Here is a 22,800-nt window from a genome sequence, read left to right as displayed (position 1 = left end):
TAGGAGGTTATTAAATGCTAAAGTTATATAAACACTTAAAGCCATACACAGTAACTCTTATTGGTATAGTAATCTTATTATTTATACAAGCAATAGCTAATTTATATTTACCAGATCTTATGTCTGACATAGTAGATAAAGGTGTTATAAATGGAGATAATGCTTATATATTAAAGGTTGGCGTATACATGATAGGTGTTACACTACTAGGTACGGCTGCAATGATAGCAGCAACGTATTTAATATCTAAGGTAAGTCTAGCTTTTGCTAGAGATTTAAGATCAAAAATATTTAATAGAGTTGAAAGCTTTTCACAAGCTGATATAGATAAGGTTGGTACATCATCTCTTATAACAAGAACAACAAATGATGTTACTCAAGTTCAAAATGTTACAGTTAGTGTGATGAAGCTTATGATTACAGCACCACTTATGATGATTGGTGGAGTTATCATGGCTATTAATAAAAATTCAAAATTATCTATGGTGCTTTTAGTTTCAGTTCCATTAATTATTATTGCAATTAGTATTATTGGAAAAATGGGAATACCATTATTTAAATCAATGCAAGGTAAACTTGATAGAATAAACCTTGTAATGAGAGAAAGATTAAATGGGATTAGAGTTATAAGAGCTTTTAATAAAAGTGAATTTGAAAGCGTAAAGTTTGAAGGTGCAAATGGAGATTTAACTTCTACAGCAATAAGAGTTAATAAAATTACAGCACTTCTTTCACCTCTTATGATGCTTATTATGAATTTAACAACAGTGGCTCTTGTTTGGCTTGGAGCAGTAGAAATAAATAATGGAAGTATGCAAGTTGGAGATCTTATGGCTGTTATGCAATATGCTATGCAAATAATGTTCTCACTTTTAATGATGGCAATGATGTTCATCCTTATTCCAAGAGCTGCAGCTTCAGCAGCAAGAATTAATGAGGTTTTAGCAATAGAACCTTCAATTAATGATAAAGAAAATACTAAAGAAAAATCAGAAGGTAAAGGAATGATTGAATTTAAACATGTTTCATTTGCCTATGCTGGAGCAGAAGAACCAGTTATAAAGGATATTTCTTTTGTAACAAGACCAGGAGAAGTTACTTCTATAATAGGAGGAACAGGTAGTGGTAAATCTACACTTGTAAGTCTTATTCCTAGATTTTACGATACAACAGAAGGAGAAATCTTATTAAATGGGGTTAATATAAAAGATATGACTCAAGAATCTCTTAGAGAAAAAATAGGATTTGTCCCACAAAAAGCTGTTTTATTTAGTGGAACTATAGAAGAAAATATTAGATATGGTAAAGAGGATGCTACAGATGAAGAAGTAAGACATGCTGCTAGCATAGCTCAAGCTACTGAATTTATAGAAAATATGGAAGATAAGTATAAACATCCAATATCACAAGGTGGTAATAATGTATCTGGTGGTCAAAAACAAAGATTATCTATTGCTAGAGCTTTAGTTAGAAAACCAGAAGTATATGTATTTGATGATAGTTTCTCAGCTTTAGACTTTAAAACAGATGCAAAGCTTAGAGCAGCTCTAAAAGATGAAACTAAAGAAAGTGCAGTTATAGTTGTTAGCCAAAGAATTAGTGCTGTTAAGGATTCAGATAGAATTATTGTTCTTGATGAAGGTAGAGCAGTTGGAATTGGTACACATTATGACTTAATAAGAAATTGTGATCTATATAAAGAAATTGCCTTATCTCAACTGTCAGAGGAGGAAATTGAAAATGAGCTCAAATAATAATTCTAATAAAGCTGGTATGGGTAGAGGCCCAATGGGTGGAAAAGGACATTTTGTTGCTACTACAAAGTCTAAAGACTTTAAAGGAACAATAAAAAGACTTTTCAAATATATGGCTCCTTATAAATACAGACTTATAGTTATTGTTTGTATGGCAGTACTTGGAGCATTATTCTCAGTTCTTACTCCTAAAGTATTAGGTCTTGGAATTACTAAAATAGCTGATGGAATGATAGCAAAATTTAGAGGAGTTCCAGGAGCTTCAATAGATTTTAACTATTTAACAAAGATAGTAATCTTCCTTGTTCTTTTATATGTATTTAGTGCATTCTTCACTTATCTACAACAATTCTTAATGGCAGGAGTTGCACAAAATACTATTTATAAAATAAGAAAAGAAGTAGATTATAAGTTAAATAAATTACCTTTAAAATATTTTGATTCTAACTCAAAGGGTGATATTTTAAGTAGAGTTACAAATGACCTTGATAATGTAAGTTCAACACTTCAACAAAGTTTAAATGAGCTTATAACATCAGTAGTTACTATTATAGGAGTTACTATAATGATGCTTACTATAAATGTTTGGTTAACTCTTATTTGCTTAGTAGTTTTACCAGTTGGTGTATTTTGTACAAGACCAATAATTAAAAAATCTCAAAAGTTCTTTGGAAGTCAACAAAAAGAGCTTGGTAAGATGAATGGTCATGTTGAAGAAGTTTATTCAGGTCATAAAATTATAAAAGCTTTTAATAGAGAAAAAAATTCAATAGAAGAATTCGAAGAAATAAATAAAAGACTTTATAATGCTGGATGGAAAGCACAATTTGTTTCAGGTATTATAATGCCTTTAATGCAATTTATAAATAATGTTGCCTATGTTGCAATAGCAGTTGCAGGTGGATTATTTGTTACTGGTGGAACAATAACTATTGGTGATATACAAGCATTTACAAGATATATAAGACAATTTACTCAACCAATAAGTCAGGTTGCTAACATTGTAAATATACTTCAATCAACAGCTGCATCAGCTGAAAGAGTTTTTGAACTTTTAGATGAAAATGAAGAAGTTAAGGAATCAGAAAATCCAATAAGTCTTGATAAGGTTAAAGGTCATGTTACTTTTGAAAATGTTAAGTTTGGATATTCAGATGATAATATTCTTATTACAGATATGAATATAGAAGCAAAACCTGGTGAAACTGTTGCAATTGTTGGTCCAACAGGTGCTGGTAAAACAACTCTTATAAATCTTCTTATGAGATTCTATGATGTAAATTCTGGAGCTATTAAGATAGATGATGTAGATATAAGAGAAATGACAAGAAAAGAATTAAGAAATACTTTTGGAATGGTTCTTCAAGATACATGGCTATTTAATGGAAGTATTAGAGATAATATAGCTTATGGTGTTGAAAATGCTACATTTGAAGAAGTAGTTGAAGCAGCTAAAGCAGCAAATGCTGATCACTTTATAAGAACATTACCAGAAGGTTACGATACAATTCTTAATGAAGAGGCCTCAAATATTTCACAAGGTCAAAAGCAACTTTTAACAATTGCTAGAGCAATACTTTCAAATCCATCAATACTTATCTTAGATGAGGCTACAAGTAGTGTTGATACAAGAACAGAAGTATTTATACAAAAAGCAATGAATAAGTTAATGGAAGGTAGAACAAGCTTTGTTATAGCACATAGACTTTCTACTATAAAAGATGCTGATTTAATTCTTGTTATGAAACAAGGAAATGTAATAGAAAAGGGTAATCATAAAGAGCTTCTAGAAGCAAACGGATTCTATGCAGATCTTTATAATAGCCAATTCGCAGAAGATGGGGAAGCTGTTTAAAATATAAATAAAAAAGGAACCTATATTATAGATATTGAAAGAGAGTCTATTTATATAGGTTCTTTTTTATATTTTATTTTCATAATTTATCCCCCTTAATAAATATTATAAAATTTATATAATTATACAATAAATAGATAAATTATGTGTAAATAAACTATGTATAATAAGTATGGTTTAAATATAAATTATTATAAAAATAAATAAAATTTATAGTTTATAAAACTTTATGATTCAAAATTAAATTTTTAAAGAAATAATAAGATTTTAAATTAAATTATATTATAATTTAGATAATATAATTTAAGGGGGATATTAATGAAGATTAAGAAATTTAAAAATTTTAAATATATAGTGTATGTCTTATTAGTAGTGATTAGTATTTTAATTTTTATTAATAATTTTATTTTTTATAAAAAAGATTCTTATACTTATACTGGTAAGACTTTAGAATGTTTCAATGAGTATAATGGGGATTTTAAAACAAGAAAAGATGATTGGTTTATAGATTTCACTATATTAAATTCTCATGAAGCTAAGATTATATTAAAATATAAAGGGAAAGCAAGATTTTTAGTAGAAACTAGAAGTCCTTTAGAGACTGCGCAGGAAGTAAATATTGATATTAATGATGGAAGTAATAGTTTATTAAAGATTGTAAGTAATAATTATAAAGAAACAGATAAGACTATTGAAATTAAAATAGGCTCAAAAGATGATTTATATGAAATATTTAATCCTAAAAAAGTGAGAAATTTAAATGTGAATTTAACTTTAAAGTTTAATAAGAGTATTTTCTTCCCTGAAGATAGAGATGTAGAAGAACGATATTGGGGAGTTATTTCTATAGCACCTATTAATATATTTAATTTTGAATATTTAGAGAAGCGTTATATAGAAGGAAATAAATTCTTTGAAAATAAGAGGGGTATATAAATAATAAGATGATATCTATGTTAATATCCCCTTATTTTAGAGTTAGGACATTATACTCTATTTAATCCTACTGTATGTAACTGCTGGAAACATAAAACCATAAATAGCTATACGGTCATCAATACTTTCTCCTTTAATAGACCATACCTTAAATGAGGAATTTTCTCCTTGAATCTTACCTATTTTCTTTTCTAATTTTAAATCTACTGAACTATCGAGTGATTCACCTTTATATTGTTTTTCTCCTAATGTTAATATTTCATTATCAGTATCCCATGTATAAGTATCAAGGTTTAAGTACCTTGCGTAGAAAAATACAGTAATTGATATAATGATTAATAATATTATAGATATTATTTTTAAGGCCTTTTTCATATCGTATTCCTTTCTAGGTATTACATTCAGATAATAATATAAGTGTTTTATTTTACTTATTGATATTTTACTATATATTTGAAATTTGAGAAATATTATATTATCTAATTTGGGTGAACTTCTTTTTAAAAGTGAAAACAATAGATATCTATGTGAGTTTTAAATAGTTTGAGTAATTTATATACTTTTAGATATAATACTCTTCTTATTTTTATATAAGTATCAGAAATATATAGTAATTTATGAGCTTTTAGTAATTTTTGATATGTATTTGTATTCTATTAGTTAATTAAATTAATTTATTAAAAGATTCATTATGTTTATACTATATAGATAGAACAAAAGATAAATAAAATGAAAGGAAGTGTACTAATGAATAAAAAGAGCATTATAAAAGTAGTTGTAATGTTTATTGTAATTGTAGCATTTATGAAGCTTGCAGGAATGGTACTTGGTAAAGAAAATGCTATTATGGGAATACTTATTGTGTTATCAACACTTATGCTTTTAGGTAAGGATTTAACTGCAACACCTTTTAAGAATTTTATAAAGCTGGCCTGTATAGGAATTATTAATGTAGTTTGTGCATATTTATCTGCCCTTAATCCATTTTTAAGTATAGTTGTTAATGGAATTTGGGTATTTATTTTAATATTTACAACAACATTTAACCTTAAAAAGCCTATGTATATTGGGTTTTTAATAACATATCTTATGCTTTTAACTTTCCATACAACAGCAAATGAGATTATTCCAAGATCCTTAGCTCTTGTATTTGGAGCATTTTTAGTAATTGTAATCCAATTAATAATTAGAGCTACTAAGATGAAAAAATATAAATATCCTAATGCCACAAAGTCAATAAATTCACTTGTTAGTGAGATAGCTAATATAGTAGATAAAAAAGACTTTAAAAAAGAGCAAAAAGCTTTTAGAGATAGTATAAAAACATGGAATTCTAGTATTTTAGAGAGAAAAGAAAATAATTTCTATTTTACTCATTCAGAAAATAGACAAATAGGACTTATAGTTCTTTTAGAAATATTAGAAAAACAAGTCTTAGAAATTAATGAGTTATATTTAAAAGATGAGGGGTATAAAAATATTCTTTCAGATATAAATGAAATGTTAAAGATATTTTCTAAGGAGCTAGTAGAGGGAGAGGATATAAAAGTTTTAGAGCAAAAGCTTGGAGAAATAGCTGAATCTAATAAAGAATTATCAAATAATTACTATGTATCTGGTGCTTTAAAGACTCTAACTGATTTAATTAAGGGATTTAAGGAAAAAGGATTAGATATAGAAGAAGAGGTTAACATAATAACTGAAAAACCAAGTTTATTTAAAATTTTAAAACATAGTTTTAGAAGAGATTCTTTAAGATTTACTTTTGCTGTTAGAATGAGTATTTTAGTTACTGTAATATACTTTATAGTTTCTTACTTTAATATACCAAATGGAAAGTGGATTCTATTTACTATAATGTCAGTTGCTCAACCTTATGTTGAAAATACTAAGAAGGCTGGAGTAGGTAGAATTTATGGAACTATAATAGGAGCAGTAATATTCTTTGTATTATTTGCTTTACTTCCTCAAGTACCTATAAGAATGGGTATTTTAGCTATTGGATTCTTTGTAATGCTTAATGCTAAAGATCCTATATATAAGGCAGCAGGTATTACTGTATTTTCACTTGGAATGGCAGCGATATCTATTGTAGGTATAAAGGATGAAAGTACTCTTATAATGTACAGAATAGGCTATACAATACTTGGGTATATATTAGCATATCTAGCTGGAATGTTTATATTTAAGTATGATTTAAATATAGAAACTAAATCTCTTATAAATAGATATTATGATATTAGTAGAAATAATATTAAGAGTATTATGGAAGCAAAAGATTTAAATAATATAATTCATAGAATAAATTCTTCTTTATTAATAACAAAGAGTATGGAAAATAAGATAATGATAAATAATACAGCTTTAAAAAATGAAGAGATAGATAATTTTATAGAATATACAAGAGAATTTACAGTTAATATGTATATAGCACTAGAAAGAGTTAATAGCCTTGGTAGTGACGAAGATTTAGAGCATATAAAGGGAAGATTAAAAGATATTTATAAGGATATTTATAATATTCCTGAAAGATCTGTAAAAGATAGATTAAAAGAAAACTTTGATTTAAATAAAAGAAGAATTGCATATATTTCTTTAGCAGAGCTTATTGAATCAATGATAGATGTAAATAACTCTAAAAAGAAAATAGATGAGGCATTAGCCTAAAATATAAAAAAAGGGTGGTCCCAGTTGGAGACTACCCTTTTAATGTATAGTATTTTGTATTTTACTTTCCCAATCTTTTGGTGGAACTACTTCCCAGTAAGTAACTACATATTCTTTAATAATATTTTTATCCTTATTACAATAGATATCTATTATTTGAGCTCTATTATAAACAAGTTTATTTAACCATTTTTCAATATCTATAGAATTTTTAATTTGTACTCCATCTTCTGCTATATCTCTTACTCTCATAAGAGTTCTATACATACCAGGGTTTCTTATTTCATCTAATGTAGCTTTTCTCATAAATCTTTTTAGCTTTTTTCTTCTTTCTTCTTCAGCTAATTTATCTTTATCAATTTCTTCTTTATTATCTTTAGAACCAAATATTTTTGTTAACATCTTTCCTCCTAATATCATGTTTTTAAATAATTTATTATATAAGTTTATTATTATTTTTTCATTTGTGATAAATTTCTAATTTAATTTAAATTATATTATAAATAAATCATCATTATTTATAATACAATTATAGCACTAAAATTATTCTCTAAAGTATATCTTTATTCTTACAATTAATAAACTTAATTTTAACTATTTGTAAAGATATATTACTTATTAGATATTTAATATATTTATTAGTTAGTTATGTAAAAATGGAACTATCCCTTTTGGGATAGTTCCATTTTATTAAGCTTCTAATTGAGCTTTTTTATTTAATTTTCTCCATGTTATAAATCCGTAGATTGCATTTGATGTGAATTGAATCCACATAACTGCTCCTGAGAATGCTCCTACTGTGAAGCTTCCTGATTCTACAATTTTAATTATAAATAATATTATTCCTATTGAATCTGATATCATCCACATATACCATTGTTCAACAAATCTGTTTGTTGCTAATATAACTGCTGAAACAGTTAAAGTAGCTGTTAGAGAATCTATCATGAATTGGTTATCCATTGGAATTGAAATTCCGAATAATGCATCTAGTATATTTGGTAAGTGATATACATATGTTGCATATAGTCCCCAGAATACACATACAAATATAGCAAACATAATCCAGTGTTTCGCTTTCATTGTCTTAGCTTTAACTTCATTACCATTAAGGTTCTTCTTCCATGAGTAGAATCCTACTATTTGCATTGGTAACATGTAAAGTAAGTAAAGTGAAACTTCACCATATAAATGTTGTGAGTATGAAACTATAATATATGTAGATACATTAAAAAATCCCCATACATAAGCTAGAACTTGTCCTCTTGCAGTGTAGATAGCTGCTAGTAGTCCAGTTAATGTTGAGATTAATGGTATAACTGAGCTCCATGTGAAAAGTTCACCAATACTTTCTTTTGATCCTGTGAAAGTTGGACTAAAGAATATTATAAGATTTAAAATTAAAAATGATACAAAATAAATCTTATGGAACTTAGAATAAGATTTGAAAAAATTCATGAGAATAATTCTCCTTTCATTTGGCTTTATCTTTTGTTTTTTGGTTTGGTTTTGTACTGAAGTACTTAATAAAATATTAATTAAAAGTTTATATCAAAACAATGTCATATGCAATGGGAATTTTAAATATATTGCAATAATTAAGAATTTTCTAATAAATATTTAAAAAAATTGTGAAATTTTTAATAAAAATACTACATTAAATTATCCAAAAAATAAAAAAGATAGAAATTTAGGAAATTACTATCTTTTTTTATGATATATTAAATTTTAAATAGAGTATGCTATATATTTCTAAAAAATTATTGTTTTTTATTGAGCCTTCTCCATACATAATATCCGTATATTGCATTAGTTGTAAATTGAATCCACATAATAGCACCAGATATTGCACTTATTGTTATGCTTCCAGATTCTATTATAGAAATTATAAATAATACTATCCCAATAGAGTCAGATATGATCCACATATACCATTGTTCAACGAACCTGTTTGTTGCCAGTATAACAGCTGAGATGGTAAGTGTAGCTGTTAATGAATCTATTAAGAAAGTTTTATCTGGTGGAATTACTATACCAAATATTGAGTATAAGATATTTGGTAAATGATAAACAAAAGTAGCATAAAGTCCCCAGATAATTATGAATAATATTACAAATATTCCCCAAGTTTTTACTGTCATTCTTTTAGCTTTAACATGACCACTTTTACTTTCTTTAGCACTTTTATACCAAGTATAATATCCTACAAATTGCATTGGTAGCATATATAGAGTATACAATATAACTTCGCCATAAAAATGTCTAGAATATGACACAAATATATATGAAACTACGTTAAAAAATCCCCAAACATATGCTGTGACTTCGCCTCTAGCAGTATAAATAGCAGCAAAAATTCCAGTGAGTGTTGATATTAGTGCAACTATTGATAATGGGGTTAAAGCACTACTCATAGGTGTTGTGTTATATATATTTCCAACAAATAAAATTATATTAAAAGTAAAGAATACTAAAAAATATATTTTATGAAATTTAGAAAATCTGTTGAAAAAACTCATGTACATCCCTCCTTTAGATAGAGATTTATCTTTCGTAAGTTTATGAATAAACCTTTTAATAGAAGTTTGCACATATAAGAAATTTTTATCAATAAATCTTAGTGGAAATAAATTCATAAAAGTATATTAAGTTGAACATAATAGATGTTTTTAAAGGATATATACATCTTAAAAAGAATATAGATTTATATAAAAAAAGTAAATTCATAGGGGGAATAAAAGTGGGGATTACAGGCTTTATAACTAAAATACTTAAAAGAGATTATAAGCAAACTAGCTACCTTATAATTTCACTAACTATAAGTTATATTATTGTTTTTAATATATTCAATATCTGCACTATAGATATTATGCAAGCTAATAATATACAAGAAAATATAGTGCTTGGAATGATTATATTATCTGTAACAGCAGTATCCATGTTTTTAGGATGTTATTTAAACCAAGTTTTTTTAGAACGTAGAAGAAGTGAAATGGCTATGCAAATGGTATGTGGAGTTTCTGTTGGACAAGTTTTAGGAGGCGTATTATTTCAAACTCTTATAATATCAGGAATATCTATAATACTAGGATTTGGTATAGGATTTTTGATATCTCCTATCTTTAATAATTTGGTTTATTCTATGTTGGGAGTTGCAGGAAGTCCCTATTTTATCTCAATAAAAGGCTTAGTAGTTTCTTTAGTAATCATTTTTATGTAAACAATAGTAATTATAATGATTAATATCAGTATTTGCTATAGAAATGAATTAGTTAATTTAGTTAAGTATTCTGGGAATAATTATATTCCAAAAAGAAAAATAAATAGGTTTCTATCTATTTTGACTATTATTTTTCTTCTTGCTCCAATAATAGTATTTTTTATTAGAGATAATAAAAGTAAAGATGAGATGTTCACTATACTTACATTTTTAAGTCAATATACATCAATAGCTTTAGTATTAGTCATAGGTTTTACTATTCCATGGATAATAGATATTCTATCAAAATCTAGGCTTGGAGTGAATAAAACATGTGTGGTTGTTGTAAGAAATTTTAGTTATATGCTAGAGAAAAGTGTTCCCATAGTAATAGCATATATTTTAATAGTTCAAGGTTATTTTGTTGTAGCTATTTCAAAGCAAGCAGATCCTAAAGCAGCTGTAATGGGACAAATTGGTTTTGGATTAGTACTTATATTATTAGCAATTAGTCTAGGATTTAAAGTAGTATATGAGGCTATAAGAAGAAAATCTAGTTTTAAAAATTTATATCTTTTAGGATATAAGAAATCTGAAATAATGAAGTTAATAAATATGGAAATGATATTATATTATTTACTTTTAATAATATTACCAACAGTTGAGTATGGAAGTATTATGATTAATTATATAAAACTAGGTTTTTTAAATGGGAGTTCAATGGTAGTATTTTTATCAGCTTATGTACTTCTTGGAACAGGAGTTATTCTAATATCAACAATTTTATATAGAAATATTATTAAAAAGCTTATGGATTAATATAGGGGGAGAGAAGATGAGTTCAGTTATAGTAGCTAAAAATTTAACTAAAGAATATTCTCAATATGTGAAAGGAGATTTATTTAAAATAGATGCAATTGTAAGGAAAAAATCATCAACTTTTGCTGTTGATTCAATTAACTTATCTATAGATGAAGGAGATTTTATTGCAGTAATGGGTCCATCAGGAGCTGGTAAGTCTACACTTATAAATATGCTTTCAACTTTAGATACACCTACAAAAGGGAGCGTATCTATATATGGGAAGTCTTTGAATACATTAAGAGAGAAGGATATTGCTGAGATTAGATATAAAACAATAGGATTTGTTTTTCAAGATTTTAATTTATTAGAATTACTTACATGTAGAGAAAATATAGCTATGCCACTTACCTTAAAAAAAGAATCAAAGAAAGAAGTAGATAAGAAAGTGGATGAAATAGCTAAGATTCTTGGAGTAGAAGATTTATTAGATAAATATCCAGCTCAGTGTTCAGGTGGAGAAAAGCAAAGAATTGCTACTGCAAGAGCATTAGTAGCAGGACCTAAGATTTTAGTAGCTGATGAGCCAACAGGAAATTTAGATAGTAAAAATTCCAAGGCTGTAATGAATTTCTTTAAAAATATAAATAATGAGAAAAATATAACTATTATTATGGTAACTCATGATGCAACTGTTGCTTCATATGCAAGAAAAGTATTATATATAAAAGATGGAAGGATAGGTAATGAAATAGATAAAGAAAATAAAACTCAAAAAGAGTTTTTTAAAGAAATACTTGATTTAGTTTCGGAAGAAAAAGAGTTTTAAAGCAATAAAATACTATATGATATAATTTAGATAATATAAGATTATACTGAAGATAAGGAGTGGTGATTAATGAATAAAATTATAATAGTTGAGGATTCAGAAACTATTAGATTAGAATTAAAAGAATTTTTAGAGAAATATGGTTATGAAGTTACTGCACCAGATGATTTTAATAATATAGTAGATGTAATTAATAAAGAAAATGGTGATCTAATTCTTTTAGATATAAATTTACCTGTTTATGATGGTTATTATATATGTAGAGAAATTAGAAAGATTTCTTCTGTACCTATTATTATAGTTACTAGTAGAAATAGTGAAATAGATGAACTTATGAGTATGAATATTGGAGCTGATGATTTTGTAACTAAGCCATATAATACTCAAATTCTTCTTGCAAGAATAGAAGCTATTTTAAAAAGAACTTATGGAAATAGAAGTACTAATGATGATAATTTAGAGCACAATGGATTAAAGCTCAATCTTTCAACTGGATTTATAGAAAATATTAAAAGTGGAAAGAAAGAGGAAATAACTAAGAATGAAATGAAGATTCTTTCATATTTAATGAAGAATAAAGAGAAAATAGTTTCAAGAGAAGACCTTATGAATTATTTATGGTCAACTGATTTCTTTGTTGATGATAATACTCTTTCTGTAAATATAACAAGACTTAGAAAAAAACTAGAGTTAATTGAAATTTATGATGCTATAGAAACTAGAAGAGGTCTTGGTTATATAATGCCATAGATTTATTTAACTTAAGATGAAAGGAGACTGCCGGTTGAGATTCGGAGCTTATATAAAAGAAAGATTATTCTTTATTATAATCAATTTAGTTACATTTTTATTATTTGCAGCTGTTATGGGGATTGCAAAATTTAGTTTAACAATAACTCTATGGATATTTATTATATGGTTTGCTCCTCTTTGTATTTATATATTATATGAATATTTTAAAGTAAAAAGATATTATTCAGATGTAGAGTCTGTTATTGATGGACTTGATCAAAAGTTTCTTATTTCAGAAGTTATAAAGGAACCTAATTTTTTAGAGGGAAAAATCTTACATGAAGTTCTTAGAGAAGCTAATAGATCGATGAATGAGAATGTTAAAAAATATAGACTTGATAGTGAAGAGTATAAAGAGTACATAGAAACTTGGGTTCATGAAATAAAAACTCCAATAGCTTCTGCAAAATTAGTTATAGAAAATCACAATGATGAAGTTACTAGAAAAATAGATGCTGAGCTTGATAAGGTTGATGGTTTTATAGAGCAGGTTTTATATTATTCAAGAAGTAAAGATGTAAGTAAAGATTATGTGGTTAAAAAAGTTCCTTTAAAACCTATAGTTATGAAGGTTGTTAAATCCAATGCAAGAGATTTTATAAATAAGAGAATAAGTCTTAGTCTTGGAGATTTAGATGAAGAGGTATTTACAGATGAAAAATGGCTTGGATTTATTATAAATCAGATAATCCAGAATGCTATTAAATATTCAAAATCTGAAGGAGCAAAAATAGAAATAAATTCTGAAAAGCAAAAAGAATTTATACGTCTTACTATTAAAGACAATGGAGTTGGTATATCAAAAAGAGATATAGATAGAGTGTTTGAAAAAGGTTTTACTGGTGATAACGGAAGAATTTTTGGTAAATCAACAGGAATAGGATTATATCTTTGTAAAAAGTTATGTGTAAAACTTAATTTAGGTTTAGATATAAGATCTACAGTAGGTGAAGGGACTGAATTAGAAATAAGGATACCTTTAGGGGGAACAACTAATATTTAGATATTTTATTGAGTATATCTTACGAAGTTGTAAGATATATGAAAGTTAAATCGATATTAGAACATATAAAAAAGGGGTAAACTATCTTTAGAGTAATAAGTATTTTATTAAAATGGAGGGGTTTATCATTGACGATATTAGAAATTAATAATATAGAAAAAAATTATATTAATAAGGGACTTGTTAAAGAAGATAAATCAACAGGTGAATTTTCTAGTGAAATAATAGAAGTTGTTACTCTATGCGGAGGGAATAGAGATGTACTTTAAGATTGCAAAAAATAATGTAGTTAAAAGTTTTAAAGACTATACAATTTATTTCTTAACATTAAGTTTTGCAGTTTGTATATTTTATGCCTTTAATTCAATAGGGGCACAACAAGCTATGCTTGATTTATCAAGGTCACAAAAGGAATATATTGAACTTATTCAAATGGTAATGTCTTATCTTTCAATATTCGTATCAATTATACTTGGTTGTTTAATTATATATGCAAATAATTTTCTTATTAAAAAGAGAAAAAAGGAACTAGCCGTTTATATGATATTAGGTATGGGGAAAACAAAAGTTTCAAGAATATTATTATTAGAAACTATCTTTATTGGCTTATTATCACTTGTTATAGGTATTGTTATAGGGATTTTTGTTTCACAAGGCTTATCAATAATCACATCAAATTTATTTGAAGTATCAATGAGTAGGTTTGAATTTATAATTTCAGGAGAAGCAATATTAAAAACTATAATATACTTTGCAGTAATATATTTACTAGTTATGATCTTTAATGTAGTGGTAGTTTCCAAATATAAACTTCTAGATCTACTTACAGCTGAGAGAAAAAATGAAAGTATAAAAATTAAGAATACAATAATTTCATTTATAGTATTTATTTTAGGAGTTGGAGCTCTAGTATCGGCTTATATAATGATAAGTCTTGATAGATTAGAGTCTGCATCTATATTTGGTTTAAGTATATTACTTGGTTTTGTTGGAACATTTTTATTTTTCTTTGGTTTATCTGGTTTCTTAGTATTTATCGCTAAAAGAAATAAAAAATTTTATTATAAGCGTTTAAATTCATTTGTTGTTAGACAAATAAACAATAGGATTAATACTAATTTTGTATCAATGTCATTAATATCACTTATGTTATTTATAACAATAGTGGCTCTATCAACAGGAGTGAGTTTTAAAAATTCTTTAGAACAAAGTTTAAAAAGATCTACTCCATTTGATGTAAGTTTATATGCATTTAATAATTCAGATAGTAAAATGATAACTGATACTAATACTATAAAATCTACATTAGAAAAAAAGCATTTTAAAGTAATGCCAGGAGATAAATATGAATATTTTACCGTATATAGAGCACCTATAGAGTTTGCTAATGAACAAGTTAAATTATCTTCATTTGGTGGAAGTGATATAGATGTTATGAGTCTTACAGATTACAATAAGATTAGAGAATTAGAAGGTAAATCTCCTGTAACTCTTGAAAATCAACAGGCAATATTATTATGTAATTTTGATCAAAATATAAAAATATTTAATAATGCTTTAGCAAAAACAAAGCAAGTAGAAGTTGGAAATAAAAAATATACTATAAAGAATGATAAAATTATTGATGAAGCGTTAATGTCAACACAGATGTCAATGAATACTGGAACTATAATAGTTCCTGATGCAGATACTAAGGACTTAGAATATAGTATGTCTGGTATTAACATAAATTATAGTTCCTCTGATATGCAAAAAGATGAAGAATATTATTCTAATTTTTTAGAGCATGTTAATGATAAGATAAATGGACAATATATTGAGGGAACAACTAGACAAATGGCTTATTCAGAAAACCAAGGTATAATAATGACTATTCTTTATATAGTTATCTATCTTGGAATTATTTTCTTAATAACATCAGCAGCAGTGCTTGCCCTTCAACAACTTTCAGAAGCTAGTGATAATGTTGAAAGATATTCAGCTTTAAGAAAGATTGGTGCAACTAATGAAATGATTAGTAAAACAATTTTTGAGCAAATATTTATTTATTTTATGACACCACTTATTCTTGCAATAGTAGATTCAATAGTGGCGATAAATGTTGCAAGTGAATTTATTAATATGTTTGGAGAAGCAAGTATATTTGTATCTTCAATAATGGTATTGATGTTAATAATAATAATATACGGAGGATATTTCTATTCAACATATGTTGGAGTTAAGAATATAGTTAAGGAAAAGTAATGGATAGAGTATTAGAAGTTAAAAATATAGAAAAATATTATGGAAACAAGAGTAATATAACAAAAGCTATAGATAATATAAGTTTTTCAGCTTATAAAGGTGAATTTGTTGGAATAATGGGTCCATCAGGAAGTGGTAAGACTACTCTTTTAAAATGTATATCAACTATGGAGAAAGTTAGTACAGGGGATATAATTATAAATGGTAAGGATATAACTAAATTTAAAGAAAAAGAAAGAGAAAAATTTAAGTCACAAGAATTAGGTTTTATATTTCAAGAATATAATCTTTTAGATACTTTAACAGCTCATGAAAATATAGCTCTTTCTTTAACTATACAAGGTAGAAATTATAAAGAAATAGATTCTCTTGTTAGTAATGCAGCAAAAATTTTAGGGATAGAAAATATAATAGACAAATATCCTTATGAAATGTCAGGAGGGCAAAAGCAAAGAGTTGCTTGTGCAAGAGCTATTGTATCAGATCCAAGTCTTATTCTTGCAGATGAGCCAACAGGAGCACTTGATTCAAAATCAGCAAATTCATTATTAGAGATGTTTAAAAATTTAAATGAAGAAATGAAAACTACTATTATAATGGTTACCCATGATGCTTTTACTGCTAGTTATGCAGATAGAATATTATTTATAAAAGATGGAAGAATATTTAATGAAATAGTAAAAGGTAATAGTAGTAGGAAAGAATTCTTTAATAGAATAATAGAAGTTGTAACACTTCTTGGTGGAGATGTAGAGCTATTTTAAAATATAAATAGTTGAATTCTTAAAAAAAGTACTAAGACTTATAAGTCTTAGTACTTTTTTATGTTAAAAACTCATTCCTATTCCAGTTACTGATGACTTAGCTCCTTTTAAGATTTCACTAAGCGTAGTTGTATTTTGCGAATTTATATCTTGCTTAATATTGATACCTAGTAAATAGCAGTTTGGAGCATAAATTGCATAAGCATAAGATGGCTTTCTATCTATGATAAAGTGTTTTATGCTTGTCTTACAAAAATGTAATGTAGTTGAAAGATAAATCGATACTAAGGATTACTCAAATGGGGTAAACTATGTTTAGAGTTAATGATTATTAAAAAAACGGAGGATTATCAATGGAAATATTAAAGGTTAGTAATATACAAAAAACATATGGAAGTAAAGAAAATAAAACAAAAGCACTTAATGGTATAAGTTTATCAGTAGAAGAGGGTGAATTTGTTGGGATAATGGGGCCTTCAGGAAGTGGTAAAACAACTCTTCTAAACTGTATAGCTACAATTGATAACCCAACAAGTGGAGACATAATAATAAACGGTAAAAATATAGTTGGAATGAAGGGCAGAGCCTTAGAAAGTTTTAGAAGAGATGAACTTGGCTTTGTATTTCAGGACTTTAACCTTTTAGATACTTTAACAGCTTATGAAAATATAGCTTTAGCTTTAACTATTCAAGGAAGAAAGCACTCAGAAATAGACGGGTTAGTCGTAGAAGCTGCTAAGAAGCTTGGGATAGAAAAAGTTTTAAATAAATATCCTTATGAAATGTCAGGTGGACAAAAACAAAGAGTTGCATCAGCAAGAGCGATAGTAACTCATCCAAGCATAATGCTTGCAGATGAACCAACAGGAGCTCTTGATTCAAAATCATCAGGAATGCTTTTAGAATCATTTGAAAAATTAAATCAAGAATTAAAAACTACTATATTAATGGTAACACACGATGCCTTTACTGCGAGTTATGCAAGAAGGATATTCTTTATAAAGGATGGACAAATTTATAAGGAAATTGTTAAAGGTAATAAATCAAGAAAAGAATTCTTTAACGAAATAATGGAGGTTGTTACTCTACTTGGAGGTAATTCAGATGTACTTTAAAATTGCTAGGAATAATGTAGTTAAGAGCTTTAAAGACTATACAATTTATTTCTTAACTTTAACTTTTGCAGTTTGTATATTTTATGCTTTTAACTCAATAGAAGCACAACAAGCTATGCTACAATTATCAAGTTCACAGAAAGAGTCAATGAAGGTTGTACAAAGTTCAATGTCATATCTTTCAGTGTTTGTATCAATTATACTTGGTTGTTTAATTATATATGCTAATAATTTTCTTATTAAAAAGAGAAAAAAAGAATTAGCAGTTTATATGACACTAGGTATGGGAAAAACTAAAGTATCTAGAATATTATTATTAGAAACTGTTTGTGTAGGTATTTTCTCACTTATAATAGGTCTTGTTCTTGGAGCAATAGTATCACAAGGATTATCAGTACTTACAGCAAAATTATTTACAGTTTCAATGACTAAATTTACATTTATTATTTCAGGAACAGCAATACTAAAAACTATAATATACTTTGCAGTAATATATTTATTAGTTATGATCTTTAATGTAGTAGTAGTTTCTAAGTATAAACTTTTAGATCTATTAGTTGCGGGAAGAAAAAATGAAAAAATAAGAGTAAAAAGTCCAGTAGTATCATTCTTAATATTTATTATAGGACTTGGAATGTTAATTGCAGCATATTTAATTATAGGTATAAATGGACTTGGAGATTTAGGTCTTCCATTTATATCATCAATAGTACTTGGATTTGTTGGAACATTCTTATTCTTCTTTGGAGTATCAGGATTCTTAATATTTATTATTAAGAGAAATAAGAGAGTTTATTTCAAAGGACTTAATATGTTTGTTGTTAGACAAATAAATAATAAGATTAATACTAATTTTGTATCAATGTCATTAATATCACTTATGTTATTTGTAACAATATCAGCTTTATCAACAGGAGTTAGCTTTAAAAATTCTTTAGAAGGTGGATTGAAAAAATCTACACCATTTGATGCTAGTTTCTACATATTTAGTAGTGATAGTAAGGCAGCTAAGCAAGAAAGTTTACAATCTTTATTAGCACAAAAGGGATTTAAGTTCTTACCAGATGATAAATATGCATACTATACTATATATCGTACTCCATTTAAGTTTATTGGATCAGATATTGATTTTAGTAAAGTTAATAATAGCGAATTAGAAGTTATGAGCTTAACTAATTATAATAATTTAAGAAAATTAGAAGGGAAAGCTCCTATAACTCTTAAAAATGGTCAAACTTTATTATTAGCTAATTTCTCAAAAAGTATAACAGCACTTAATAATGCACTTTCAGAAACAAAGCAAATACAAATAGGAGATAGAAAATATACTGTAGAAAATAGTAAAGTTATTGATGAGGGGCTTACAACATCAGGAATAACAGATAATATGGGAACAGCTATAGTACCTGATTCAGATGTTAAAGGTTTAAAGTTTAGTTCTTCAGGAGTAAATATAAATTATGGAAATGCTGATAAGGAAAAAGCAGAACAAAAATATGCTAATTTCTTAAATACAGTTAATAATAGTGATGATGATCATTCTCCTTATATATTAGGTGCTACTAGAATAGAAGCTTATGGACAAATGCAAGGATTAACTATGGCAGTTCTTTATATAGTTATTTACTTAGGTGTTATATTCTTAATAACATCAGCTGCAGTACTTGCGCTTCAACAACTTTCAGAAGCTAGTGATAATGTTGAAAGATATTCAGCTTTAAGAAAGATTGGTGCAACTAATAGGATGATTAATAAAACAGTATTTAAGCAAATATTAATTTATTTTGCTGCACCACTTAGCTTAGCAATAGTAGATTCAGCAGTTGCAATATATGCTATAAATAAATTTATTAGTACTTTTGGTGAAGCAAGTATATTTACATCATCATTAATAGTTTTATTATTAATAGTAATAATATATGGAGGATATTTCTTCTCAACATATGCTGGTGTAAAAAATATAGTTAAAGAAAAAAATAAAAAATAAAAAAATTAAAATATAAATAAAAAGTCAATAGATAAATTCATTTAGTTCATTGTTAAAAATAGAAAAGGCTATCCTATGTAGGATAGCCTTTTTATTGTATTAATGTATTTAAAATAAATAATTAATATATAGTTCTTAAATATAAGTTATTTAGATGTTATAATTTATATGGTGAATTTTGGTTAAATTAATTTAGTGTAATATTAGGGGGATAATATGATAGATATACATAGTCATATAATTTCAAAAATAGATGATGGTTCAAAAACTGATGTTATGAGCATAAGTATGTTAAAAAGAGCAGCAGATTCAGGAACTAAGAAAATAATAGCTACTCCACATTATTTTACAGGAAGATTTGAAAAACCTTTAGTTGAGGTAAAGAAAAGAGTAGAAGAACTAAGACAATTAGCAAAAGAAAATAATATAGATTTAGAAATTTATGCTGGTCAGGAAGTATATTTTACTAGATCACTTCTAGAAGATTTAGATAATGGAAATATAGGTACTTTAAATGATTCAAGATACATGCTTATAGAATTTAATATGGCAGAAATGGATAAGGAGATATTTAATATACTTTATGAGCTTAAGATAAAAGGAATCAAGCCTATAATAGCTCATCCAGAAAGATATAGAGTATTTAATGAAGACCCAAGTAAAATAAATGAATTTATAGATGAGGGTTATCTATTCCAAATGAATGCAAATAGCATAGAAGGTAGAATGGGAAAAGAAGCAAAAAAGACTGCTGAAATATTTTTAAAGAATAATATCTATAGTTTTATTGGTTCTGATGCTCATAGTGATAGATCAAGAAATACAGATATCACTCAGTATAAAGATTTAATAGAAAAAATAAATCCAAGCTTCTTAGAAGATTCAATAAGTAATGGAGAAAAACTACTGAATAATAAAGAAATAATATTTAATGGATATAAGGTTAAAGAAAAGAAGAAAGGATTATTTTCTTTCTTTAGGAGATAGATAATTAAGCTTTTTATGTAGGTTTAGAAGAAGAGTATTAATTGAATGAATAAATAATTGTAATAAAATATATAATAAATATAAATTAATATGAAAAGGAGATATTTAATTTGAAGGAGAATTCCAAATGGATTCTACTTTTAAGATTGATTCTTTTTTGTATAGTAATAAGTGTATTATTTAATATGCCTATTAAGGATATATTAGGGATAATATATTTACTGTTTGAAATTGTTGAATTAATTAAAAAGCAGAATAGAAAAAAGTAATGAATTTAATTCATTACTAGGGATTCAAATAAAAACAAATTAAATATCTCAAATAAATATTAGCTATATTAGACTTTTAGCTCTAATATAGCTTTTTTATTGTTTTTTTATAATAAAACTTATTTATTTTTAATTTTATAATAAGCTATTTAAAAGAAATATAGTGATAAAAGGACTTATATTTGAAAGAATTATAGATTTTAAGCGATAGAATTGATAAGAATACTAAGAAGTAGTTCTTTAAAAACAAATAAATATATAGTACATTAAGAGATAGATTAACTAAGGAGGAATTTTTTATGAGAGCGATACTTTTAGCAGCGGGGATGGGGACAAGACTTAGACCATTAACTTTAGATACACCTAAGTCATTAATTGTGGTTAATAAGAAACCATTACTTGAAAGACAAGTAGAAATGCTTAGGGAAAAAGGTGTAGAAGAAATAATAGTGGTAACAGGATACTTAAATGAAAAATTTGAATATTTAAAAGATAAATATGGAGTAAAGCTTATTAATAATGATAAATATGATAAATATAATAATATTTATACTATGTATTTAGTAAGAGAATATTTAAAAGATACATATGTAATAGATGCTGATATATATATAAATGAAAACTTTATTTTAGAGAGTCCAGAGACTTCAACTTATTTTGTAGCAAATAAGAAGGGATTTAAAGATGAGTGGAAGGTTTATTATGATCAAAATAATAAGCTTACTGAAATAAGAGTAGAAAGTGGAGAGGGATATATACTTTCAGGTGTTTCTTATTGGAGTGAAGTTGATGGAGAGAAAATAGTTAAGAAACTTGAAGAAAAAGTATCAGGTGAAGATTTCAATAATTTATATTGGGACGATATAGTTAAAGAAAATATAGATATATTAAACATAAAGGTTAATATGGTTAATGAAAATAGTGTTTTTGAGATAGATAATTTAGATGAATTAGCTACAGTTAAAAAAATAGTGGAATAAAATTTAATTTTATATTAAAAATAAGGAATAAATAGACAAAAACAACAGAGCATTTAATTTTATATTTAATAGCACTTAAATAATATTCGTAAAAATAAAATAAATTTACAATTTGTTTAAAAGATAACCATTATTTATTTAAATTTATATATTATAATAATATTTGTAAAGAGGTTCAAATATATTTGATGTTCAGTGCTTTGGTGAAAGGCACTTATAAATAAGAATATTTAATTATAAGGGATTAAATGTTTTTAGTATAAATTTAAAAAGTGTAAAATGTGAAGTGTAAATTATAAAGTTTAAAGTGTAAATCAAAAAGTGTGAATTGTAAAGTGTAAGGTTAAGGTTAAAGTGTAAAATAAAAAGTGTGAATTAAAAAGTTTAAAATAAAAGAAGTGTTATATTAAAGTGTAAAGTTAAAAAAGTGTGTTGTATTTGGCTCGTATAGTGAACGGAAAGTTAGGGCTCCGTATGGGTTCTAAAAAGTATTTATTATAGATTTAAATATTGATATTGATTTAGTAAAAGGTTAATTGGGGAATTAACCTTTTATTTTTTTAGCATTTTTAACTAGAAAGGTAACAAATACGTGCACTAAAGTTTCTGAATTTTAAC

Annotated in this window: 20 protein-coding genes; 16 read left to right on the top strand and 4 right to left on the bottom strand. The window is 26.2% G+C overall.

Annotated features, from left to right (window positions below):
• Positions 1-14 precede the first annotated feature (14 nt).
• From BN8917_RS13480 to BN8917_RS13470, 3 genes are all read left to right on the top strand, one after another.
• The gene (locus tag BN8917_RS13480) at positions 15-1,754 is read left to right on the top strand and encodes an ABC transporter ATP-binding protein (protein ID WP_066875208.1); all 1,740 of its coding nucleotides are present in this window, start codon (positions 15-17) and stop codon (positions 1,752-1,754) included.
• Positions 1,741-3,609 (top strand): ABC transporter ATP-binding protein, encoded by a 1,869-nt coding sequence (locus tag BN8917_RS13475; RefSeq protein WP_084748668.1) that lies wholly within the window; start codon positions 1,741-1,743, stop codon positions 3,607-3,609. The genes BN8917_RS13480 and BN8917_RS13475 overlap by 14 nt, the downstream gene beginning before the upstream one ends.
• A 318-nt stretch (positions 3,610-3,927) precedes the next feature.
• Positions 3,928-4,545 (top strand): hypothetical protein, encoded by a 618-nt coding sequence (locus tag BN8917_RS13470; RefSeq protein WP_066875207.1) that lies wholly within the window; start codon positions 3,928-3,930, stop codon positions 4,543-4,545.
• A 57-nt stretch (positions 4,546-4,602) separates the two neighbouring features.
• Here BN8917_RS13470 and BN8917_RS13465 read toward each other — a convergent pair whose 3' ends face one another.
• Positions 4,603-4,920: a hypothetical protein gene (locus BN8917_RS13465; RefSeq protein WP_066875204.1), complete on the bottom strand. Its 318-nt coding sequence runs from the start codon at positions 4,918-4,920 to the stop codon at positions 4,603-4,605.
• A gap of 372 nt (positions 4,921-5,292) precedes the next feature.
• Between BN8917_RS13465 and BN8917_RS13460 the strand changes: the two genes are divergently transcribed.
• The gene (locus BN8917_RS13460) at positions 5,293-7,212 is read left to right on the top strand and encodes an FUSC family protein (RefSeq protein WP_066875202.1); all 1,920 of its coding nucleotides are present in this window, start codon (positions 5,293-5,295) and stop codon (positions 7,210-7,212) included.
• Between the two features lie 39 nt (positions 7,213-7,251).
• Here BN8917_RS13460 and BN8917_RS13455 read toward each other — a convergent pair whose 3' ends face one another.
• The 3 genes from BN8917_RS13455 to pnuC (BN8917_RS13445) all read right to left on the bottom strand — a co-directional run bounded on the left by BN8917_RS13455 (position 7,252) and on the right by pnuC (BN8917_RS13445) (position 9,731).
• Entirely contained in the window at positions 7,252-7,614 is a 363-nt protein-coding gene (locus tag BN8917_RS13455) for a hypothetical protein (RefSeq protein ID WP_066875199.1), read from the bottom strand.
• A 288-nt stretch (positions 7,615-7,902) separates the two neighbouring features.
• On the bottom strand, positions 7,903-8,670 hold the full coding sequence (pnuC, locus tag BN8917_RS13450) for a nicotinamide riboside transporter PnuC (protein WP_066875198.1): 768 nt from the start codon (positions 8,668-8,670) through the stop codon (positions 7,903-7,905).
• A 302-nt stretch (positions 8,671-8,972) separates the two neighbouring features.
• A complete protein-coding gene (pnuC, locus tag BN8917_RS13445; protein WP_066875196.1) occupies positions 8,973-9,731 on the bottom strand; it encodes a nicotinamide riboside transporter PnuC in 759 nt (252 codons plus the stop codon).
• A 221-nt stretch (positions 9,732-9,952) separates the two neighbouring features.
• Between pnuC (BN8917_RS13445) and BN8917_RS13440 the strand changes: the two genes are divergently transcribed.
• The 12 genes from BN8917_RS13440 to BN8917_RS13390 all read left to right on the top strand — a co-directional run bounded on the left by BN8917_RS13440 (position 9,953) and on the right by BN8917_RS13390 (position 22,182).
• Positions 9,953-10,432: an FtsX-like permease family protein gene (locus BN8917_RS13440; protein ID WP_066875194.1), complete on the top strand. Its 480-nt coding sequence runs from the start codon at positions 9,953-9,955 to the stop codon at positions 10,430-10,432.
• A gap of 15 nt (positions 10,433-10,447) precedes the next feature.
• On the top strand, positions 10,448-11,230 hold the full coding sequence (locus BN8917_RS13435) for a hypothetical protein (RefSeq protein WP_066875192.1): 783 nt from the start codon (positions 10,448-10,450) through the stop codon (positions 11,228-11,230).
• Positions 11,231-11,246: 16 nt separating this feature from the next.
• Positions 11,247-12,041, top strand: a complete 795-nt coding sequence (locus BN8917_RS13430; protein WP_066875190.1) for an ABC transporter ATP-binding protein — start codon at positions 11,247-11,249, stop codon at positions 12,039-12,041.
• A gap of 69 nt (positions 12,042-12,110) precedes the next feature.
• Positions 12,111-12,791 (top strand): response regulator transcription factor, encoded by a 681-nt coding sequence (locus tag BN8917_RS13425; RefSeq protein ID WP_066875188.1) that lies wholly within the window; start codon positions 12,111-12,113, stop codon positions 12,789-12,791.
• A gap of 34 nt (positions 12,792-12,825) precedes the next feature.
• Positions 12,826-13,836 (top strand): sensor histidine kinase, encoded by a 1,011-nt coding sequence (locus tag BN8917_RS13420; protein WP_235830017.1) that lies wholly within the window; start codon positions 12,826-12,828, stop codon positions 13,834-13,836.
• A gap of 128 nt (positions 13,837-13,964) precedes the next feature.
• Positions 13,965-14,105, top strand: coding sequence for a hypothetical protein (locus BN8917_RS14460; RefSeq protein ID WP_159426755.1), 141 nt, complete (start codon positions 13,965-13,967; stop codon positions 14,103-14,105).
• The gene (locus tag BN8917_RS13415) at positions 14,095-16,080 is read left to right on the top strand and encodes an ABC transporter permease (RefSeq protein ID WP_066875184.1); all 1,986 of its coding nucleotides are present in this window, start codon (positions 14,095-14,097) and stop codon (positions 16,078-16,080) included. Before BN8917_RS14460 ends, BN8917_RS13415 begins: the two co-directional genes overlap by 11 nt.
• Positions 16,080-16,844: an ABC transporter ATP-binding protein gene (locus tag BN8917_RS13410; protein ID WP_066875182.1), complete on the top strand. Its 765-nt coding sequence runs from the start codon at positions 16,080-16,082 to the stop codon at positions 16,842-16,844. Before BN8917_RS13415 ends, BN8917_RS13410 begins: the two co-directional genes overlap by 1 nt.
• A gap of 353 nt (positions 16,845-17,197) precedes the next feature.
• Positions 17,198-17,959 (top strand): ABC transporter ATP-binding protein, encoded by a 762-nt coding sequence (locus tag BN8917_RS13405; RefSeq protein ID WP_066875180.1) that lies wholly within the window; start codon positions 17,198-17,200, stop codon positions 17,957-17,959.
• Positions 17,949-19,946 carry an FtsX-like permease family protein gene (locus BN8917_RS13400; protein ID WP_066875178.1) on the top strand — a complete coding sequence of 666 codons (1,998 nt, stop codon included), beginning with the start codon at positions 17,949-17,951 and terminating at the stop codon, positions 19,944-19,946. Before BN8917_RS13405 ends, BN8917_RS13400 begins: the two co-directional genes overlap by 11 nt.
• Before the next feature lie 216 nt (positions 19,947-20,162).
• The gene (locus tag BN8917_RS13395; protein WP_066875176.1) at positions 20,163-20,933 is read left to right on the top strand and encodes a tyrosine-protein phosphatase; all 771 of its coding nucleotides are present in this window, start codon (positions 20,163-20,165) and stop codon (positions 20,931-20,933) included.
• Positions 20,934-21,501: 568 nt separating this feature from the next.
• Positions 21,502-22,182, top strand: a complete 681-nt coding sequence (locus BN8917_RS13390) for a sugar phosphate nucleotidyltransferase (RefSeq protein ID WP_066875174.1) — start codon at positions 21,502-21,504, stop codon at positions 22,180-22,182.
• Positions 22,183-22,800 lie beyond the last annotated feature (618 nt).

Origin of the sequence: Clostridium mediterraneense, assembly GCF_900091705.1 — a bacterium.
Lineage (GTDB): Bacteria > Bacillota > Clostridia > Clostridiales > Clostridiaceae > Sarcina > Sarcina mediterraneense.
The sequence above is the reverse complement of the archived record's forward strand: the minus strand, read 5'-3'. Positions and strand labels throughout refer to the sequence as shown.

Bases quoted from the DNA above. Each gene is read 5' to 3' on its own strand.
- BN8917_RS13460 (WP_066875202.1), top strand. From the start codon at position 5,293: ATGAATAAAAAGAGCATTATAAAAGTAGTTGTAATGTTTATTGTAATT.
- BN8917_RS13470 (WP_066875207.1), top strand. From the start codon at position 3,928: ATGAAGATTAAGAAATTTAAAAATTTTAAATATATAGTGTATGTCTTA.
- BN8917_RS13395 (WP_066875176.1), top strand. From the start codon at position 20,163: ATGATAGATATACATAGTCATATAATTTCAAAAATAGATGATGGTTCA.
- BN8917_RS13390 (WP_066875174.1), top strand. From the start codon at position 21,502: ATGAGAGCGATACTTTTAGCAGCGGGGATGGGGACAAGACTTAGACCA.
- BN8917_RS13425 (WP_066875188.1), top strand. From the start codon at position 12,111: ATGAATAAAATTATAATAGTTGAGGATTCAGAAACTATTAGATTAGAA.
- BN8917_RS13410 (WP_066875182.1), top strand. From the start codon at position 16,080: ATGGATAGAGTATTAGAAGTTAAAAATATAGAAAAATATTATGGAAAC.
- pnuC (WP_066875198.1), bottom strand. From the start codon at position 8,670: ATGAATTTTTTCAAATCTTATTCTAAGTTCCATAAGATTTATTTTGTA.
- BN8917_RS13455 (WP_066875199.1), bottom strand. From the start codon at position 7,614: ATGTTAACAAAAATATTTGGTTCTAAAGATAATAAAGAAGAAATTGAT.
- BN8917_RS13405 (WP_066875180.1), top strand. From the start codon at position 17,198: ATGGAAATATTAAAGGTTAGTAATATACAAAAAACATATGGAAGTAAA.
- BN8917_RS13475 (WP_084748668.1), top strand. From the start codon at position 1,741: ATGAGCTCAAATAATAATTCTAATAAAGCTGGTATGGGTAGAGGCCCA.
- BN8917_RS13480 (WP_066875208.1), top strand. From the start codon at position 15: ATGCTAAAGTTATATAAACACTTAAAGCCATACACAGTAACTCTTATT.
- pnuC (WP_066875196.1), bottom strand. From the start codon at position 9,731: ATGAGTTTTTTCAACAGATTTTCTAAATTTCATAAAATATATTTTTTA.
- BN8917_RS13415 (WP_066875184.1), top strand. From the start codon at position 14,095: ATGTACTTTAAGATTGCAAAAAATAATGTAGTTAAAAGTTTTAAAGAC.
- BN8917_RS13435 (WP_066875192.1), top strand. From the start codon at position 10,448: ATGATTAATATCAGTATTTGCTATAGAAATGAATTAGTTAATTTAGTT.
- BN8917_RS13400 (WP_066875178.1), top strand. From the start codon at position 17,949: ATGTACTTTAAAATTGCTAGGAATAATGTAGTTAAGAGCTTTAAAGAC.
- BN8917_RS13430 (WP_066875190.1), top strand. From the start codon at position 11,247: ATGAGTTCAGTTATAGTAGCTAAAAATTTAACTAAAGAATATTCTCAA.
- BN8917_RS13465 (WP_066875204.1), bottom strand. From the start codon at position 4,920: ATGAAAAAGGCCTTAAAAATAATATCTATAATATTATTAATCATTATA.